18 protein-coding genes are annotated in these 18,629 nt (G+C 67.5%); 11 read left to right on the plus strand and 7 right to left on the minus strand.

Annotation, left to right across the window (positions count from 1 at the left end):
* Nucleotides 1–122 precede the first annotated feature (122 nt).
* Together AC07OQ_RS18430 and AC07OQ_RS18435 are read right to left on the minus strand one after the other, a co-directional pair.
* On the minus strand, nt 123–548 hold the full coding sequence (locus AC07OQ_RS18430; protein WP_495054595.1) for a hypothetical protein: 426 nt from the start codon (nt 546–548) through the stop codon (nt 123–125).
* Nucleotides 549–628: 80 nt separating this feature from the next.
* Complete coding sequence (locus AC07OQ_RS18435) at nt 629–1,855, minus strand: tyrosine-type recombinase/integrase (protein ID WP_495054596.1); 1,227 nt, start codon at nt 1,853–1,855, stop codon at nt 629–631.
* Nucleotides 1,856–2,254: 399 nt separating this feature from the next.
* Between AC07OQ_RS18435 and AC07OQ_RS18440 the strand changes: the two genes are divergently transcribed.
* The 4 genes from AC07OQ_RS18440 (at nt 2,255) to AC07OQ_RS18455 (ending at nt 4,944) form a co-directional block, all read left to right on the plus strand.
* Complete coding sequence (locus AC07OQ_RS18440) at nt 2,255–2,443, plus strand: hypothetical protein (protein ID WP_495054597.1); 189 nt, start codon at nt 2,255–2,257, stop codon at nt 2,441–2,443.
* A 123-nt stretch (nt 2,444–2,566) separates the two neighbouring features.
* Nucleotides 2,567–2,830, plus strand: a complete 264-nt coding sequence (locus tag AC07OQ_RS18445) for a hypothetical protein (protein WP_495054598.1) — start codon at nt 2,567–2,569, stop codon at nt 2,828–2,830.
* Nucleotides 2,831–2,933: 103 nt separating this feature from the next.
* Nucleotides 2,934–4,043 (plus strand): sensor histidine kinase, encoded by a 1,110-nt coding sequence (locus AC07OQ_RS18450; RefSeq protein ID WP_495054599.1) that lies wholly within the window; start codon nt 2,934–2,936, stop codon nt 4,041–4,043.
* Between the two features lie 106 nt (nt 4,044–4,149).
* Nucleotides 4,150–4,944, plus strand: coding sequence for a LytR/AlgR family response regulator transcription factor (locus tag AC07OQ_RS18455; RefSeq protein ID WP_495054600.1), 795 nt, complete (start codon nt 4,150–4,152; stop codon nt 4,942–4,944).
* 15 nt (nt 4,945–4,959) lie between these two features.
* Here AC07OQ_RS18455 and AC07OQ_RS18460 read toward each other — a convergent pair whose 3' ends face one another.
* The 5 genes from AC07OQ_RS18460 to kynB all read right to left on the minus strand — a co-directional run bounded on the left by AC07OQ_RS18460 (nt 4,960) and on the right by kynB (nt 9,958).
* Nucleotides 4,960–5,166 (minus strand): hypothetical protein, encoded by a 207-nt coding sequence (locus AC07OQ_RS18460; RefSeq protein ID WP_495054601.1) that lies wholly within the window; start codon nt 5,164–5,166, stop codon nt 4,960–4,962.
* A 116-nt stretch (nt 5,167–5,282) separates the two neighbouring features.
* Nucleotides 5,283–7,106 (minus strand): aminopeptidase P family protein, encoded by a 1,824-nt coding sequence (locus AC07OQ_RS18465; protein ID WP_495054602.1) that lies wholly within the window; start codon nt 7,104–7,106, stop codon nt 5,283–5,285.
* A 56-nt stretch (nt 7,107–7,162) separates the two neighbouring features.
* Entirely contained in the window at nt 7,163–8,014 is an 852-nt protein-coding gene (kynA, locus tag AC07OQ_RS18470; RefSeq protein WP_495054603.1) for a tryptophan 2,3-dioxygenase, read from the minus strand.
* A complete protein-coding gene (kynU, locus tag AC07OQ_RS18475; RefSeq protein WP_495054604.1) occupies nt 8,011–9,309 on the minus strand; it encodes a kynureninase in 1,299 nt (432 codons plus the stop codon). The genes kynA and kynU overlap by 4 nt, the downstream gene beginning before the upstream one ends.
* Before the next feature lie 19 nt (nt 9,310–9,328).
* A complete protein-coding gene (gene kynB / locus AC07OQ_RS18480) occupies nt 9,329–9,958 on the minus strand; it encodes an arylformamidase (protein WP_495054605.1) in 630 nt (209 codons plus the stop codon).
* Between the two features lie 203 nt (nt 9,959–10,161).
* On the opposite strand from kynB, the gene AC07OQ_RS18485 reads away from it, so the two are divergent.
* The 7 genes from AC07OQ_RS18485 to AC07OQ_RS18515 are packed head-to-tail and all read left to right on the plus strand — an operon-like array spanning nt 10,162 to nt 18,622.
* Nucleotides 10,162–12,510, plus strand: a complete 2,349-nt coding sequence (locus AC07OQ_RS18485) for a bifunctional salicylyl-CoA 5-hydroxylase/oxidoreductase (protein ID WP_495054606.1) — start codon at nt 10,162–10,164, stop codon at nt 12,508–12,510.
* Nucleotides 12,507–13,265 (plus strand): SDR family NAD(P)-dependent oxidoreductase, encoded by a 759-nt coding sequence (locus tag AC07OQ_RS18490; RefSeq protein ID WP_495054607.1) that lies wholly within the window; start codon nt 12,507–12,509, stop codon nt 13,263–13,265. The genes AC07OQ_RS18485 and AC07OQ_RS18490 overlap by 4 nt, the downstream gene beginning before the upstream one ends.
* A complete protein-coding gene (locus tag AC07OQ_RS18495; RefSeq protein ID WP_495054608.1) occupies nt 13,265–13,762 on the plus strand; it encodes a MarR family winged helix-turn-helix transcriptional regulator in 498 nt (165 codons plus the stop codon). The genes AC07OQ_RS18490 and AC07OQ_RS18495 overlap by 1 nt, the downstream gene beginning before the upstream one ends.
* Before the next feature lie 14 nt (nt 13,763–13,776).
* A complete protein-coding gene (locus AC07OQ_RS18500) occupies nt 13,777–14,616 on the plus strand; it encodes an enoyl-CoA hydratase family protein (protein WP_495054609.1) in 840 nt (279 codons plus the stop codon).
* A 1-nt stretch (nt 14,617) separates the two neighbouring features.
* Nucleotides 14,618–15,766: an acyl-CoA dehydrogenase family protein gene (locus AC07OQ_RS18505; protein WP_495054610.1), complete on the plus strand. Its 1,149-nt coding sequence runs from the start codon at nt 14,618–14,620 to the stop codon at nt 15,764–15,766.
* A 6-nt stretch (nt 15,767–15,772) separates the two neighbouring features.
* Nucleotides 15,773–17,413 carry an AMP-binding protein gene (locus tag AC07OQ_RS18510; RefSeq protein WP_495054611.1) on the plus strand — a complete coding sequence of 547 codons (1,641 nt, stop codon included), beginning with the start codon at nt 15,773–15,775 and terminating at the stop codon, nt 17,411–17,413.
* 18 nt (nt 17,414–17,431) lie between these two features.
* Nucleotides 17,432–18,622 (plus strand): ABC transporter substrate-binding protein, encoded by a 1,191-nt coding sequence (locus tag AC07OQ_RS18515; protein WP_495054612.1) that lies wholly within the window; start codon nt 17,432–17,434, stop codon nt 18,620–18,622.
* Nucleotides 18,623–18,629 lie beyond the last annotated feature (7 nt).

Raw genomic sequence — 18,629 nt, forward strand, 5'->3', positions numbered from 1 at the left:
CTGATCGCCCGTCTCGGGCAGTGCCCCTGCTGCGGCCGGGCAAGCGAAAGACTCAATTTGTGACACAGTAAGACTAGCGTGTCCACATTAAAACGGCGCTGTCCCGTGATTGTCAAGCGGCGCTAATGGCGTCCCGAGTTTGCATACATGCGACCCTCGTCGCGCAGTTCATTGGCATATGCATAGGATGCGCGACCTCTCTTCATGCCGCGCTCTTCCCCCTCGGACTGCAGTTCGACCTCACCCACTCTCGATACTTGGTACATCTCAGCGGTTTCGGCGGCAGCCCAGATTTCCTCAAACGCGTCGGCGAGGATGTTGGTGTGCCGATAAGCATCGGGACTCTCCATAAAGTTAAGAGCCAGCTTTGCAATCGACTGGATACGCGCAAGCGTGCCAATCGACATTGAATCGACATCCACCAGGCAGGCATTGAGCGAGAAGACGCGTTGCCGAAGTTCTGCCGTCTCGCGTTCGGCCGGTTCGTCGGCCGTCGGCTCGTTTGCCGATGTGAGTCCGGCCGAAGCCGCTATATTCTTGATAGCCATGATGTGCAAGTCCTTTCCGTGGTTGCACGTTGTGGTAAGGGTCTGCTTGGTGTTCCACCACCTTGCAGGCCCGCTTTGCTTCACGCCGTCTTGGCGCGAATTGGGGTCACGGTCGTGCCAGTTTGGATGCGGCCGCAGTACTCGGCCCATGCCTGCATCAGACGGGCGCGCTTGTCGAACAGATCACCGCGCCGATACGCGGCTTCGGTTTCGTCGCTGATCGTGTGCGCAAGCGCCATCTCGGCGACTTCGCGTGGGAAGTTGGTCTGCTCGGCGGCCCAGTCCCTGAAGCTGGATCGGAATCCGTGGGTTGTGATGTCGGTGCGCTCCATGCGCCGCAGCAGAACGAGGCAAGCCATGTTCGATAAGGGCTTGTTCTCGCGGGCGCCGGGGAAGACGTAGTCCGACTGCTTGATCTCCAGCATCTGCTGCAGCAGTGCCAGGGCCGCCGACGACAGCGGCACCCGATGTTCACGGGCGCCCTTCATTCGGTTCGCCGGGATGGTCCATGTCTTGCCAGCCAGGTCGAACTCGGACCACGTAGCTTCAAGCGTTTCCGTGGTCCGCGTGGCGGTCAGAATAATGAACTCCAGGGCACGAGCGGAAATGCCTTTCTCGGCGCGCAGCAGTTGCATGAACTCGCTGATCTTCAGGTAGGGCAGGGCGGGGAAGTTCACGACCTTGGCGACCTTGCTGGGCTTCGGCAAGAGCTTGTCTAGGTGGCCGCGCCAGCGGGCAGGGTTCTCGCCCTGCCGGTACTGGCGGGCGGCGGCCCAATCCAGCACCAACTCGATGCGATTGCGCAGCCGGCTTGCCGTCTCGGTCTTCGTGGACCAGATCGGCTCCAACACCTTCAAAACCAGGGCGACGTCGACCGCGGCCACGGGCAGCGCGCCGATCACGGGATGCGCGTAGTTCTTGAGGGAGTTCTCCCATTGTTCGGCGTGCTTGGCGGACTTCCAACCGGCCCGGTGCCCATCGATGTAGGCCTCGGCGCACTGCTGGAACGTGAGGGCCCGTGCCGCCTCCGCCACTTTGCTCAGGCGTGCGGACTTCCGCTCCTCGATCGGGTCGATCCCTTCAAGCACGAGCTTGCGGCAGGCGAGAGCCTTGTCGCGCGCCTCCGCCAAGCTGATGGTGTGTTTTGGGCCGAGGCCCATCTCCCGCGCCTTGCCGGCAATGGTGAAACGGTAGATCCAGGACTTTGTCAGGCCGGCGCTGATCTGCAGCCAAAGGCCGCCACCGTCGCCGTAGTAGCCAGGCTCCTTGAGCTTGTCGACCTGTGTGGCCGACAACTTCTGAAGCATGCGTCTTGTTCCTTTACCCACATTCATACCCACGTTTATGAGTTGGATTGGAATGTACGACCTCGGGCTAGCTTGTGCAAGTGTTTTGAGCAGATGCTAGTGTTTATCGGTGTCACTGGCCGATCTTCTGGTTTTCATTGATCGCTATTGGATGGGCAATTTAAGCCCCCCCCCCCTCTCCTCCAAGAAGCGCCTTGTAGTAAAGCAAGGCCTGAAAGCCCAGCCCGAGCGCTGGGCTTTTTCATTTCCGGAGCAATCTCCACGCGCCGCCCGGGCGGACTGCGAAGTTCTTCGCCCGAGATCATGGCTGCCCCGGTCTCAAGACGTTTCCGAGGTCTTGTCCTACAGGGCCTGATTCCTCGATGTTTCATACTGCACCGCAGCAAAAAAGGTGTTGTCATGGAACTCGACCTGTTGATGAAGCGCTATGCCTCGCTGCGTCAGAAGCTGGCGATGGCGTACGAGGAGCGGCCCTGGGAAAGCAGCCGCATCGACCAGATCGCCGATGACCTGGCCGAAACCGAGAAAGCCCTGGCGGCGGCCCAGCGACGGGCCCGGCCAGCCTCGGCCGGCGTCCCGCTGTCCTGACCCGCCGGCAGCGCCGTTCTTTCCCCCGGAAGAGGGCCCCCTTCGGTTGTATTTCCAGCCGGAGCCGCACGTCCGATAGTCACGCCCACACACAGCGGCGGTGGGCGCCGCAAAGGAGCAGCAATGCACTTTGAGGAAGTTGACGCGGGTGATTTCCGCATCTACGCCGGCGCGATCGAGCGTCCCCGCAGCTATGGCTATGTGGCCGCCGTGGTCGTGATGCAGGTGCGCGGCAAGGCGCCGCGCCGGGAGGCCTTTCGGGACGAGAACCTGGCGGGCGGCTACGGCTGGTCCTCGCCGGCCGACGCCTTGCGCTTTGCCGTCAATGCCGGACGCGACGTCGTGATGTGCGGTGTGGGTGCCTTGTCGCAGCGGGACATGGGCTGAGCCGTACGGCGCGGCCGCCGCTGGCGGCCGTCATACCGTCATTCGTCGCGCCAGGGCTTGCGGGGGCTTGGTGCGGCACCGCTGGCCGGCTATCGTGCCGGCCATGTTCATCAAGGCACAGCCGGACGCCGGCGCCCGCATGCTCCTGCCCAGCCGACGCCAGGCCTGGCAGGGCTTTGTCGCCTCGCTGACGCCCTGGCGGGTCGGCTTGGCGCTGGGGTTGGCGGCGCTTGCGGCCTTGCTGCTGGCGCCGATCTTCATCACGCCGATCCCGGTGCTGCTGGGCCGCACGATGTTCGTGGCCCTGCTGGCCCTGCTGGCCTTCTCGGCCGCCGGGCAATGGCCGCGGCGCCTGCCCGGCTGGCTGGGACGTTGGTTCTATCAGGTGCTGGTGGTGGCGGGCTCGGTGCCGCTGGCCACCTTGCTGGTCTATCTGGTGTCGGTGGGCGGCGACATCGGCAGCCTGCTGAGCAGCGAGGGCCGGCTCTTGGGCTTTCTGTGGATCGCGGGTTCGGGCCTGCTGATCGGGCCGCTGCTGGCCATGGGCGCGCTGTACCGCCAGCGCGATGCCGAGGCGCGCAGCCAAGCCCTGCACTTCGAACTGGAGCGCAGCGAGCTGGAGCGGCGTGCGCTGGACGCCAGGCTGCGTGTGCTGCAGGCCCAGGTGGAGCCGCATTTCCTGTTCAACACCCTGGCGAATGTGCGTGCCCTGGTCGAGACCGGCTCGCCGCAGGCCGCGCCCGTGCTGTCCAGCCTGATCGCCTATCTGCGTGCCGCGATGCCGCGGCTGCAGGACGAGGCCGCCAGCCTGGGCGACGAACTGGCCCTGGTGCGCGCCTATCTGGAGCTGATGCACCTGCGCATGCCGGACCGGCTGGCCTATCGCATCGAGGTGCCGGCCGAACTGCAGGCGCTGCGCTTCCCGCCGATGGCCTTGCTGACCCTGGTGGAGAACGCGGTGCGCCATGGTATCGACCCGAGCGAGGAGGGCGGCGTGATCGAGGTGTCGGGCTGTCGCGGCGATGTGCGCGATCCGGTCCGGCTGTGGGTCAGCGACAGCGGCGTGGGGCTGACGCAGTCCACCGGTTCGTCCGGCACCGGACTGCGCAATCTGCGCGAACGCCTGCAGGTGGTCTATGGCGCTTCTGCGCGCCTGGACCTGACCGAGAATCGGCCGCATGGCCTGCGGGCCGAGATCGAATTCCAACCATGACCAGCATGACTATCCATGGCCTGCGGGCCGAGCGCAGGGCCGCTCCCGAGCCGGCCCGCATCCCCACGGGGGATCGTTCGGCGTGCTCGCCGAGCGAGGGGCTCGCATGATCACCGCCCTGATTGCCGATGACGAACCGCTGTTGCGCGACAGCCTAGCACGCGGCTTGGCCCAGGCCTGGCCCGAGTTGCAGGTGGTGGCGCAGGCGCGCAACGGGCGCGAGGCGATCGAGCTGTTCGAGCGGCTGCGGCCGCAGATCGTGTTCCTGGATGTGCACATGCCGGGCCTGAGCGGCGTGGAGGCGGCGCGCGCGATGGCGCGGCGCGCCCAACTGGTGTTCGTGACCGCCTATGAGCAGTACGCGGTGCAGGCCTTCGAGCAGGGGGCGCTGGACTATCTGGTGAAACCGGTGGAGCCGGCGCGGCTGGCCGATACCGTGGGGCGCCTGAAGGAACGCCTGGCGGCGCGCGGGCCCGCGGCGGCGCCCGGCCTGGACATGGCGCTGGAAGCGGCGCTGGCCCAGCTGACCGAGCGCCTGCGTGCGCCGGCCGGTGCCCCGGCGCAGGCCCAGCCGGCCTATCTGCAATGGTTGCGTGCCTCGGTGGGTTCGACCCTGAAGCTGATCCCGGTGGATCAGATCATCTTCATGCGCTCGGACGAGAAATACACCCTGGTGGTGTGGCAGGAGGGCGAGGCCCTGATACGCACGCCGATCCGCGAACTGATCGAGCAGCTGGACCCGCAGTGCTTTGCCCAGGTGCACCGTTCGGTGGTGGTCAATCTGCACGCGATCAGCCATGTCACCCGCGGGCCCAACGAGACGGCCGACCTGCATCTGCGCGACCGCCCGGAGGTGCTGCCGGTCAGCCGCAGCTACCTGCACCTGTTCCGGCAGATGTGAGGAAGGTCGGGACCGTCAGCGCTTGGCCTGACCCTGCACCACCACGGTGTCGAGCTGCCAGACGGCCACGCCCGTGGTGACGGCCTGCACCAGGGTGAGGGCCACGATGGCCACGATGGCCGCCAGCAGTCCGGTGTGCAGTGCGCTGTCCGAGAAGCGATGCAGCATCCGCATGCCCAGGCGCTGATGCAGACGTTCGACGAGGCTCTTTCTGCTGTCCATGATGCGCTCTCCTTGTCGGCCGACGCCGCGCCAACCTTGAATAAAGTCTAGGTGGCGCCGCGCCCCGCTTCCAGCGCGCCCGGGCGTTCGAAAGCGCAGTTGGCCCCGCTCTATCCTCAGTTTGTCGCAGGCAGGGCTTCGGTACGAGTGTTGAGCCAGGCCAGCGCCGCGCCGCTCAGCAGCGGCGCCAGGCGGCGGCGCACCTCGGCGTGGTAGCTGTTGAGCCAGGCCAGATCATCGGCGCCCAGCAGCCGGACATCCACGCAGCGGGTGTCGATCGGGCACAGGGTCAGGGTCTCGAAGGCCAGCATGTCACCGAATTGAGCATTTTCCTGCGTCTCGAAGACCACATTGAGCACCAGGTTCTCGATGCGCACGCCCCATTGGCCGGGGCGGTACACACCGGGCTCGTTGGAGGTGATCATGCCCGCTTCCATCGCCATGTTCGCGTCGGGAACGGCCTTGGAGATGCTCTGCGGGCCTTCATGCACATTCATGAAATAGCCCACGCCATGGCCGGTGCCATGGCCGAAGTCCAGGCCATGCTGCCACATCGGCACCCGTGCCAGCGCGTCCAGCATGGGGCTCAAGGTGCCGCGCGGGAAGACGGCGCGGCTGAGGTTGATCATGCCCTTCAGCACCAGGGTGTAGTCCCGCTTTTGTGCCGGACTGACGGAGCCGATCGGCCAGACCCGGGTGATGTCGGTCGTGCCGCCCAGGTACTGGGCGCCGGAGTCGATCAGCAGCAGGCCGTCCCCCTTGATCTCGGCGTGGGACTCGGCGCTGGCGCGGTAATGCGGCATCGCACCATTGCTGTTGAAGCCGGCGATGGTGGGGAAGCTCAAGCCCTTGAACCCGGGTCGCTTGACCCGCTCGGCCGTCAGCTTCTCGTCGATCGTGATCTCGGTGAGGCGCTCGCCGCGGGCCAGCGCGGCCTCGAACCAGGCGTAGAACTCGCACATCGCGGCGCCGTCCTGTTCCATCGCCTGGCGCACGAAGGCGGCCTCGGCGGCGGTCTTGCGGCTCTTGGCCAGGGTCGAGGGATTGATGGCCTCGATCACCTTGACCGCGCTCGGCACGGCCTCGCGCAGGCCCAGCGTCATGCGCTTCGGGTCGACCAGCAAGGTGGCCGCGGCGGGCAGGGCGGCCAGGGCCTGCGGAGCCTCGGCGTAGCCGGCCAGCCGGACGCCATCGGCCGCCAGGCGCTGCGCGATCTCGGCTGGCACCTTGCCGGCGCCGACGAACAGCGTGGCCTGGGCGGCGTCCAGCAGCAGGTGCGCCAGGAAGATCGGGTTGTAGTCCACGTCGGCGCCGCGCAGGTTCAGCAGCCAGGCCACGTCGTCGACGGTGGAGATGAAATGGTGGCTGGCGCCCTTGGCTGCCATACCGGTGCGCACCTGGGCCAGCTTGTCGGCGCGGCTGACGGCGGCCTGCGGCGGCAGGTGTTCGTAGATCGCGGCCGCGGGCAGGCCGGGGCGGCCTTGCCAGGCGGCTTCGATCACGTCGATGTCGGTGCGGATCGCGATGCCGGTCCGGCTCAGCGCTGCACGCAGCTGCTGGGCCAGGGCCAAGCCCAGCACCTGGCCGTCGACCGCCAGGGTCTGGCCCGGAGCCAGCTGTTCTGAGATCCAGTCGATGTAATGCGTCGCGGCGCCAGTCGGGATCTTGACCAGATCAATGCCGGTGCCGGCCAGCTCGCGCTCGGCCTGCGACCAGTAGCGGCTGTCGGCGAACAGCGCGGCGCGCTCCAGGGTCACGACCAGGGTGCCCATCGATCCGGTGAAGCCCGACAGCCACTCGCGCCCCTGCCAGCGCTCCGGCAGATATTCGGAGAGGTGCGGATCGGCCGAGGGCACCAGGGCGGCGTGGGCGCCTTGCGCCTTCAGCGCGTCGCGCACGCGCTCGATGCGCAGGGTGATGGGGGAGCTGCGGGTGTCCATGGGGTCTCCTGCGGATCTTGGTCGCGAACTGTGCCTCGTGGGCGGAAGCTTCGATTTTAAAGCTCGGTGCGCAGGGCCCAGAGTTCGGGGAACAGCACCACGTCCAGCATCTTGCGCAGATAGCTGACCCCGCCGGTGCCGCCGGTGCCGCGCTTGAAGCCGATCACGCGCTCCACGGTCGTGACATGGCGGAAGCGCCAGAGCCGGAAGGCGTCTTCCAGGTCCACCAGCTCCTCGCCCATCTGGTAGAGATCCCAGTGCTGCTGGGGCGCGCGGTAGACCTGTAGCCAGGCGGCCTTGACGCCCTCGTCAGCGGCATAGGGCTGGGTCCAGTCGCGCGCGGTGTGGCTGGCGGGCACCGCGATGCCGCGGCGCGTCATCAGCTTCAGCACCTCGTCGTAGAGCGAGGGGGCTTCAAACGCCGCCTGCACCTCGGCCAGCAGGTCCGGCCGATGCGCATGCGGCTGGAGCATCGCGGCGTTCTTGTTGCCCAGCATGAACTCGATGCGGCGGTACTGCGCGCTCTGGAAGCCGCTGCTGTTGGACAGATAGGGCCGGATCGCGCTGTACTCGGGCGGCGTCATCGTGGCCAGCACGTCCCAGGCATGGACCAGCTGCTCCATGATGCGCGAGACCCGCGCCAGCATCTTGAAGGCCTCGGGCAGGCGGTCGGCCGCCACGTTGGCCACGGCCGCATGCAGCTCGTGCAGCATCAGCTTCATCCACAGCTCCGAGGTCTGGTGCTGGATGATGAAGAGCATCTCGTTGTGCTCGGGCGAGAGCGGGTGCTGGGCGGCGAGCACCTGGTCCAGGTGCAGATAGTCGCCGTAGCTCATGTCCTTGGAGAAGTCGAGCTGAGCGCCTTCCTCGCGGACGACGTTTTCGGTGTGACGGATCGGACAAGTCATGTCACTGCCGCCTTTGCATTGAAACGGGCCTCGCGCCACTCGCCGCTTTCCAGCACCTGGCGCAGCTGTTCGACCGCGTCCCAGACCTCGGCAAAGCCGATGTAGAGCGGCGTGAAGCCGAAGCGCAGGATGTGCGGCACCTGCGCGAGGCGCGCCGGATCGCCGGCGCGGAAGTCGCCGATCACGCCGCGCGCGATCAGGGCCTGGACCACGGCATAGCCGGCGTCCTGCAGCGGCGCCCTCAAGGCCAGGCAGACCTGGCTGCCGCGGCGGCTGGGCTCGCGCGGCGAGACGACGTAGACGCCCAGCTCGCCGCAGCGCGCCTCGGCCAGCGCCGCGAAGGCTTCGGTCAGCGCCAGCGATTTCTCGCGCAGCGCCGCCATGCCGCCCAGCGGTTCGGCCGCCAGCAGCGTGTCGACGCCGCATTCCAGCGCGGCCGTGCCGATCACGGCCGGCGTGCCGCAGACGTAGCGGCGCACGCCGGCTGCCGGCTGGTAGCCGGGCGTGAACTGGAAGGGCGCGGCATGGCCCATCCAGCCCGATAGCGGCTGTGAGAAACGGTCGGTGTGGCGCGGGTGCACCCAGACAAAAGCGGGGGAGCCTGGGCCGCCGTTCAGATACTTGTAGCCGCAGCCGATCGCGAAATCGGCATTCGCGCCCTTCAGGTCCACCGGCACGGCGCCGGCCGAATGGCACAGGTCCCAGATCGTCAGCGCGCCGGCGGCCTGGGCTGCCCGGGTGAGGGCGGCCATGTCGTGCTTGTGGCCGGTCCGGTAGTTGACCTCGGTGAGCATCAGCACGGCCAGCTCGGCATCCAGCGTGCCGGGGATCTCGTCGACGCCGTCCACCAGCTTCAGCGTCAGGCCATGCTGCTGGCACAGGCTCTCGGCGATGTAGAGGTCGGTCGGGAAGTTGCTGCGCTCGGAGACGACGATCTTGCGCTGCGGCGCGTCCTGCCGGGCGATGCCGATCGCGGCGGCCAGCACTTTGTAGAGGTTCAGCGAGGTCGAGTCCGCGACGATCAGCTCGCCCGGCGCCGCGCCGACCAGGCGCGCGATCTTGTCGCCGACCCGCTCGGGCAGATGCATCCAGTCGGCCGTGTTCCAGGCCTTGATCAGGTCGCGGCCCCATTCCTGCGTCACCACCTGCTGCACCCGGGCGGCGGTGGCCTTGGGCAGCACGCCCAGCGAGTTGCCGTCCAGGTAGATCACGCCGGGCGGCAGGTCGAACTGATCCTTCAGGCCGCGCAGCGGGTCGGCCGCATCGCGGGCCAGGGCTTCGTCTCTTGTCTTCATCGTCATTGGTCCAACTCCATCAAAGCGCACGGAGCACCGCACGTACCGGGGATGCACAGGCGCCGGCCAGCTTCAGCGGCAGCGCGATCAACTCGTAGTCGCCCTCGGGCACCTCGTCGAGCACCAGGTTCTCCAGCACGCGCAGGTTCAGGCGCAGCAGCTGCTGGTGGCTGTCCAAGGTCTTGCTGCTGGCCGGGTCCACCGAGGGCGTGTCCAGGCCGATCAGCCGCACGCCCTGGGCGGCCAGCCACTCGACCGTCTCCGGCGCATAGGCCGTGAAGTCCGGATTCCAGGCCCGGTCGGCCTTGGCCATGCAGCGCACCAGCACGCGCGCCGGCAGGTTCGCGGCCGCATGCTGCAGATGCTCGATCTTGATCAGCGGCCCGCAGGCGATCGCATGGATCACGCGGCAGGGGCCTAGATAGGCGTCCAGGTCCACCTCGGCGGCGCTGGCCACGCCGTCGGCGTAGTGCAGCGGTGCATCGGCATGCGCGCCCACATGGGGCGACATCGTGATCGCCGAGAGGTTCACCGGGCAGCCTGGGCCCAGGCGCGCGGTCCAGCGCAGCGAATAAGGCTCGTCGCCGGGGAAGATCGGCGAATCGCCGGCCACCAGCGGGGAGATGTCCCAAAGACGTCTTGTATCCATCGTCAACTCCAACAGCGGCGCGCACCTTAACAAGGCTTGAAATGCCGTGGTGTCGGTTAATTCCAACAAGGCGCAAGGCTTTATGCAAGCGCTGCCGCGGGCGTTTGCCTTGCGGGTAAGTCCCGAGTTTGGCATGGTTCGAATTTGTTTGACATCTAAAATATCAATGCCTAAAGTTGGTCGCATTGGAGAAAGCAAACCAGATGCGTATCACCTGCATAGGCGGCGGCCCCGCCGGTCTGTATTTCGCGCTGCTGATGAAGCGGCAGAACCCGGCGCATCAGGTCACGGTGCTGGAGCGCAACCGCGCCGGCGACACCTTCGGCTGGGGCGTGGTGTTCTCCGACCAGACCCTGGCCGCGCTGCGCGAGGCCGACCCCAAGAGCGCCGATGAGATCCTCGACGCCTTCAACCACTGGGACGACATCGCGGTCCACATCCAGGGCCGCACGATGGTGTCGGGCGGCCATGGCTTCTGCGGCATCGGCCGCATGAAGCTGCTGAACATCCTGCAGCAGCGCTGCGTGGAGCTGGGCGTCGAGATCCGCTACCAGAGCGATGTGCAGGACGACGCCGACATCGACGCCGACCTGATCATCGCGGCCGACGGCCTGAACAGCCGGCTGCGGACCAAGTACGCCGCCACCTACCAGCCCGACATCGACCTGCGTGCCTGCCGCTTCGTCTGGCTGGGCACGACCAAGCTGTTCGACGCCTTCACCTTCGATTTCCAGCAGACCGAATGGGGCTGGTTCCAGGCCCATGCCTACCGCTTCGATGCGACCCACTCGACCTTCATCGTCGAGGCGCCGGAGTCGGTCTGGCAGGCCGCCGGCCTGGAGGCGATGAGCAAGGAGGAGGGCATCGCCTTCTGCGAGCAGCTCTTTGCCAAGGTGCTGGACGGTCACAAGCTGATCTCGAACGCCTCGCACCTGCGCGGCTCGGCGCAGTGGATCCGCTTCCCGCGCGTGGTCTGCCAGCGCTGGACGCACCGCAACGCGGCCGGCACGCCGGTGGTCCTGATGGGCGACGCGGCCCACACCGCGCATTTCTCGATTGGCTCCGGTACCAAGCTGGCGCTGGAGGATGCGATCGCGCTGGCGCGCGACATCGGCCAGGCGGGTGGCGACCTGGAGGCGGCGCTGCGGGACTACGAGGCCAGCCGCAGCATCGAGGTGCTGCGCATCCAGAACGCGGCGCGCAACTCGACCGAATGGTTCGAGAACGTCGAGCGCCATGCGCGCCTGGAGCCCGAGCAGTTCGCCTATTCGCTCTTGACCCGCTCGCAGCGCATCTCGCACGAGAACCTGCGCCTGCGCGACAAGGCCTATGTCGAGGGCTTTGAGCGCTGGCTGGGCCGGCGCAGCGGCCTGGACGGCGGGCGCGCGGTGCCGCCGATGTTCACGCCCTTCCGGCTGCGCGGCACGCTGCTGAAGAACCGCGTCGTCGTCTCGCCGATGGCGCAGTACAGCTGCGTGGACGGCCTGCCCGGCGACTATCACCTGATGCATCTGGGCGCGCGCGCGGCCGGCGGCGCCGGCCTGGTGTTCGCCGAGATGACCTGCACCTCGCCCGATGCGCGCATCACCCCGGGCTGCCCGGGCCTTTGGAACGACGCGCAGGGCGCGGCCTGGAAGCGCATCGTCGACCATGTGCACGCGCACACGACGGCCAAGATCGCGATGCAGCTGGGCCATGCCGGCGCCAAGGGCTCGACGCGGGTGGCCTGGGACGGCATCGACCAGCCTCTCGAATCGGGCAACTGGCCGCTGATCGCGGCCTCGCCCCAGCAATATCTGGACGGCATCAGCCAGGTGTCAGAGGCCATGACGCGCGCGGACATGGATCGGGTCAGGGCCGATTTCGTCGCCGCCACCCAGCGCGCCGCCGCGGCCGGCTTCGACTGGCTGGAACTGCACTGCGCGCATGGCTATCTGTTGTCCAGCTTCATCTCGCCGCTGACGAATCAACGGACCGACGAGTACGGCGGGGTTCTCGCGAACCGCCTGCGCTATCCGCTGGAGCTGTTCGCCGCGATGCGCGAGGTCTGGCCGCAGGACCGGCCGATGTCGGTGCGCATCTCGGCCCATGACTGGGTCAAGGGCGGCACGACCCCGGACGACGCGGTGCAGATCGCCGCGGCCTTCAAGGCCGCGGGCGCCGACCTGATCGACGTGTCCTCGGGCCAGGTCAGCAAGCAGGAGAAGCCCACCTATGGGCGCATGTGGCAGACGCCCTTCTCGGAAGGCGTGCGCAACCGGGTCGGCATCGCGACCATCGCGGTGGGCGCGATCTCCGAGGCCGACCATGTCAACAGCATCATCGCGGCCGGCCGCGCCGATCTCTGCGCCATCGCCCGCCCGCATCTGGCCAACCCGGCCTGGACCCTGAGCGAGGCCGCCAAGATTGGCTATCTGGGCGGGCCGGGCCTGGACTGGCCGGTCCAGTACCAGGCCGGCAAGACCCAGCTGGAGCGCGAGTTCGAGCGGCAGCGCGCGATGGGCGGTGGCGCTGCGGCCGCCGAGGCGGCCAACAAGGCGCTGGGCGTATGAACGGAACGCAGCCACACCATGCGGTGATCACCGGCGGCGGCAGCGGCATCGGCGCCGCGGTGGCGCGGCGCCTGCTCGACGACGGCCTGCGCATCACGCTGATGGGTCGCAGTCTTGAGCGCCTGCGGGCGCAGCAGGCCGCGCTGCGAGGCGAGGTGGCGATCCAGGCCTGCGACGTCGGCGACGAGGCCAGCGTCGCGGCTGCCTTTGCCGCCGTCGGCCCGGTCGACATCCTGGTCAACAACGCCGGCCAGGTCGAGACCGCGCCGCTGGCGAAAACCTCGCTGCAGACCTGGCAGCGCCTGCTGCAGGTGAATCTGACCGGCACCTTCCTGTGCAGCCGCGCCGTGCTGCCCGGCATGAGCGAGCGCGGCTTCGGCCGCATCATCAATGTGGCCAGCACCGCGGCGCTGAAGGGCTATGCCTATGTGGCCGCCTATTGCGCGGCCAAGCATGGGGTGCTGGGCCTGACCCGCGCGCTGGCGCTGGAGCTGGCGAAGAAGGGCGATCTGACGGTCAATGCCGTCTGCCCCGGCTATACCGAGACCGACATCGTCGCGCAGGCGGTCGAGACCATCGTCGCCAAGACCGGCCGCAGCGCGGAAGCCGCGCGCGCCGAGCTGGCCGCCGGCAATCCGCAGGGGCGGCTGGTCCGGCCCGAGGAGGTGGCGGCCGCCGTGGCCTGGCTGGCGCGGCGCGATGCCGCCAGCATCACCGGCCAGGCGATCGCCGTGGCCGGCGGGGAGGTGATGTGATGCTGGATCCGGAACAGGGCCTCGGCCCCGATCTCGAATCGCGCGTGATGGACCACGACCATCAGGCGCTCAAGCTCTGGCTGCGCCTGCTGGCCTGCACCACCCGCATCGAGGACCAGATCCGCCAGCGCCTGCGGCACGAGTTCGCCACCACCCTGCCGCGCTTCGACCTGCTGGCCCAGCTGGAGCGCCACCCGGAAGGCCTGGCGATGCGCGAGCTGTCGCAGCGCCTGATGGTCACCGGCGGCAATGTCACCGGCATCACCGACCAACTGGAGGCCGAGGGCCTGGTGCAGCGCGAACCGCACCCGAGCGACCGGCGCAGCTTCACCGTCAAGCTGACCGCGGCCGGCAAGCGCCAGTTCAAGCGCATGGCCGCCACCCACGAGGGCTGGATCGTCGAGCTGCTGGCCGGCTGGAGCATCGAAGAGAAAAACCAGGTCTACGAGCTGCTGGCCGGGCTCAAGACCCATCTCGCCGACGCGGCGAAGAAGTGAGGAGCAAAGAGATCATGGACAAGCATCTGATGGCTGGCAACCGCCGCAGCCTCGCGGATTTCAAGCCTGAACATTTCCGCTGGGAACAGCAGGGCGCGGTGGGCCTGATCACCCTGAACCGCCCCGAGCGCAAGAACCCGCTGACCTTCGAGTCCTATGCCGAGCTGCGCGACCTGTTCCGCGGCTTGAGCTACGTGGACGAGGTCAAGACCATCGTCGTGCAGGGCGCCGGCGGCAATTTCTGCTCGGGCGGCGATGTGCACGAGATCATCGGTCCGCTGACGCAGATGAGCATGCCCGATCTGCTGGCCTTCACGCGCATGACCGGCGATCTGGTCAAGGCCATGCGCGCCTGCCCGCAGCCGGTGATCGCGGCCATCGACGGCGTCTGCGCCGGCGCCGGCGCCATCATCGCGATGGCCTCCGACCTGCGCGTCGGCACGGCGCGCAGCAAGACCGCCTTCCTCTTCACCCGGGTCGGCCTGGCCGGCTGCGATATGGGCGCCTGCTCCATCCTGCCGCGCATCGTCGGCCAGGGCCGTGCCTCCGATCTGCTGTATTCCGGCCGCAGCCTGGGCGGCGAGGAGGGCCATCAATGGGGTTTCCTGAACCGCCTGGTCGAGCCCGAGGCCCTGCAGGAGAACGCGCTGGCCTGGGCCGGCGAGATCGCCGCCGGCCCCGGCTTCGGCCATGCGATGACCAAGAAGATGCTGCACCAGGAATGGGCGATGGGCGTCGACGAGGCGATCGAATCGGAAGCCCAGGCGCAGGCGATCTGCATGATGACGCAGGACTTCCATCGCGCCTATCACGCCTTCGTTGCGAAGCAGCGTCCGGAATTCAAGGGGGACTGAGATGTCTCATCTGAAGCACCTCGACTGGCCCTTCTTCGACGCGAAGCACCGCGAGCTGGCGTTCTCGCTCGATGCCTGGTGCGCGGCGCACCTGAACCATGCGCATGGCGAAAAGGACGTGGATGCCGAATGCAAGGCCCTGGTCAAGACCTTGGGGCAGGGCGGCTGGCTGAACCACGCGGTGGCGGGCGAAGGTGAAGCGATCGACACCCGCGCGATCTGCCTGCTGCGCGAGACCCTGGCGCGCTACCACGGCCTGGCCGATTTCGCCTTTGCGATGCAGGGCCTGGGCTCGGGCGCGATCTCGCTGCAGGGCACGCCCGAGCAGCGCGAACGCTACCTGCCGCGCGTGGCGCGCGGCGAGGCGCTGGCGGCCTTTGCGCTGTCCGAACCAGAGGCGGGTTCGGATGTCGCGGCGATGCAATGCTGCGCCGTCGCCGATGGCGACGATTTCATCATCAACGGCGAGAAGACCTGGATCTCCAACGGGGGCATCGCGGACTTCTATGTGCTGTTCGCCCGCACCGGCGAAGCGCCCGGGTCCAGAGGCATCTCAGCTTTCATCGTCGATGCCGGGCTGCCGGGCTTCGAGATCGCCGAACGCATCGAGGTGATCGCGCCGCATCCGCTGGCGCGCCTGAGGTTCACGAACTGCCGCGTGCCCCGGAGCCAGATGATCGGCGCGCCGGGCGAGGGCTTCAAGGTGGCGATGCGCACGCTGGACGTGTTCCGCACTTCGGTGGCCGCCGCGGCCCTGGGCTTCGGGCGCCGCGCGCTGGAGGAAGGCTTGCATCAGGCGCGCGAGCGCGCGATGTTTGGCGCGACTCTTGCTGATCTGCCCCTGACTCAAGCCAAGCTCGCCGAGATGGCCTGCACGGTGGACAGCTCGGCCCTCTTGGTCTACCGCGCCGCCTGGCAGCGCGACCAGGGCCAGACCATCACCCGCGAGGCCGCGATGGCCAAGCTGATGGCCACCGAGGGGGCGCAGCGCGTGATCGATGCGGCCGTGCAATTGCATGGCGGGCGCGGCGTGCGCAGCGGCGAGATGGTGGAGTCGCTCTATCGCGAGATCCGCGCGCTGCGGATCTACGAGGGCGCCAGCGAAGTACAGCAGTTGATCATCGGTCGAGACCTTCTGAAGAACGGCTAACGAACTATGGCTTACACGGCACATCTGGACACCTTTGCACGCGACAACCTCCCGCCGCAGGACCAGTGGCCGGAGTTGCTCTTCGAGCTGCCCGAGCTGCAATTCCCCGAGCGCATGAACTGCGCTTACGACTTGCTGGACCGCTGGGTGGACGAAGGGCAGGGCGATCGCCTGTGCATGCAGGGCCACCATATGGGCCAGCCTGTGCGCTGGACCTATGCGCAGCTGCAGGCCCAGGCCAATCGCATCGCCCGCGTGCTGGTCGAGGAGCTGGGCGTCGTGCCCGGCAACCGCGTGCTGCTGCGCGGCGCCAATTGCCCGCAGATGGCGGCCTGCTGGTTCGCGATCATGAAGGTGGGCGCGATCGCGGTGGCGACGATGCCGCTGCTGCGCGCCAAGGAGCTGTGCCAGATCGTGCAGAAGGCCGAGGTCAGCCATGCGCTGTGCGATGCGCGCCTGGCCGAGGAGCTGCAGCTGGCCCAGGAACAATGCCCGGGCTTGATCCGGACGGTGGCCTATTACATGAGCGATGCCGCCGACGGCATCGAGGCGCGCGCCGCGGCCAAGAGCCCCGAGTTCACCAATGTGGACACGGCGGCCGAGGACTGCTGCATCATCGCCTTCACCTCGGGCACCACCGGCCAGCCCAAGGGCACGATGCATTTCCACCGCGATGTGCTGGCTGTTCTGCGCTGCTGGCCGGTGCATTGCCTGCGGCCCCAAGCCGACGACGTCTTCATCGGCAGCCCGCCGCTGGCCTTCACCTTCGGCCTGGGCGGCCTGGTGCTGTTTCCGATGAGCGTCGGCGCGTCCACCGTGCTGCTGGAGAAGGCCTCGCCGGACACCCTGCTGCCGGCGATTGCGCAATACCGGGCCACGGTCTGCTTCACCGCGCCGACCTCCTACCGGGCGATGGCGGCGCATGTGGCCGAGCACGAGCTGTCCAGCCTGCGCAAATGCGTCAGCGCTGGCGAGGCCCTGCCGGCCGCGACGCGCCAGCTCTGGAAGGACAGCATCGGGATAGAAATGATCGACGGCATCGGTGCGACCGAGATGCTGCATATCTTCATCTCGCACGACGAGGCTGGCGCCAAGCCCGGCGCGACCGGCAGGCCGGTGCCCGGCTACCGTGCCTGCGTGATGGACGAGGAGGGCCGGGTCTTGCCGTCCGGGCAGGTGGGCAAGCTGGCGGTCAAGGGCCCGACCGGCTGCCGCTACCTGGCCGACGAGCGCCAACGCAGCTATGTGCACGAAGGCTGGAACCTCACCGGCGATGCCTACCTGATGGACGAGGACGGCTACTTCGTCTACCAGGCGCGCACCGACGACATGATCATCTCCGGCGGCTACAACATCGCCGGCCCCGAGGTGGAGAGCGCGTTGCTGGCCCACCCCAAGGTGGCGGAATGCGGCGTCGTCGGGGTCGCGGACGCCGAGCGCGGCCAGATCGTCAAGGCCTATGTGGTGCTGCGCGAGGGCGTGCAGGCGGCCTTGGCGCAAGACCCGACCCTGGTGAAGGAACTGCAGGACTATGTGAAGGCGGCGATCGCCCCGTACAAGTACCCGCGTGCGATAGAGTTCCGCGCCAGCCTGCCGCGCACCGAGACCGGCAAGCTGCAACGTTTTCGTCTACGTCAAGAAGGCTAACCGGAGAACCCGATGATCATGAAGAAGAACGCAGTTCTGTGTGCCGCAATGATGTTGGGACTGGCCGCCGCCGGCCAGAGCGCCTGGGCCGCCGACAAGGTCAAGGTCGGCATGCTGTCCACCCTGTCCGGCCCCGGCGCGGGCCTGGGCGTGGACATCCGCGACGGCTTTAACCTGGCGGTCAAGCATGCCGGCGGCAAGTTCGGCGGGCTGCCGGTGGAGGTGGTCACCGCGGACGATCAGCAGAACCCCGACGTGGCCAAGCAGACCTCGGAGCGCCTGCTCAAGCGCGACAAGGTGGACTTCATGACCGGCATCGTGTTCTCCAACATCATGCTGGCCGTCGGCCCCAGCGTCTTCGACAGCAAGACGCCCTATATCAGCGCCAACGCCGGCCCCTCGCAGTACGCCGGCGAGCAGTGCAACCCCTACTTCTTCAACATCGCCTGGCAGAACGACAACCTGCATGAGGCGGTCGGCAAGACCGTGATGGACAAGGGCTTCAAGAAGGTCGTCGTGCTGGCGCCCAACTACCCGGCGGGCAAGGACGCGATCACCGGCTTCAAGCGCTTCTACAAGGGCGCCAATGCCACGATTGCCGACGAGATCTACACCAAGCTCGGCCAGCTGGACTACTCGGCCGAACTGGCCCAGGCGCGCGCCGCCAAGCCGGACGCGATGTACATCTTCCTGCCCGGCGGCATGGGCATCAACTTCATCAAGCAGTTCGTCGGCGCCGGCCTGTCCAAGGACATCACCTTGTTCGGCCCCGGCTTCTCGGCTGACGAGGACGTGATCAAGGCGGTCGGCGAGCCGATGCTGGGCATGTTCAATAGCTCGCACTGGGCGCACGACATGGACAACGCGGCGAACAAGAAGTTCGTCGCCGATTTCCAGAAGGACTACGGCCGCCTGCCCTCGCTGTACGCCAGCCAGGGCTATGACGCGGCGCTGGCCATGGCCGCCGCGGTGCGCGACGTCAAGGGCAGGATCGAGGACAAGGCGGCGGTGCTGAAGGCCCTGAAGGCCGCCAGGTTCGACTCGGTGCGCGGCCCCTTCAAGTTCAACAACAACCAGTATCCGGTGCAGGACTACTACCTGCGCGTGATCACCAAGGATGGCCAGGGCCGCGTCACCAACAAGACCCTGGGCAAGATCTTCAGCAATCATGCGGATGCCTATGCCGGCAGCTGCAAGATGAAGAGTTGAGCCCACG

The organism is Roseateles sp. GW821-FHT09B06 (genome assembly GCF_059418245.1).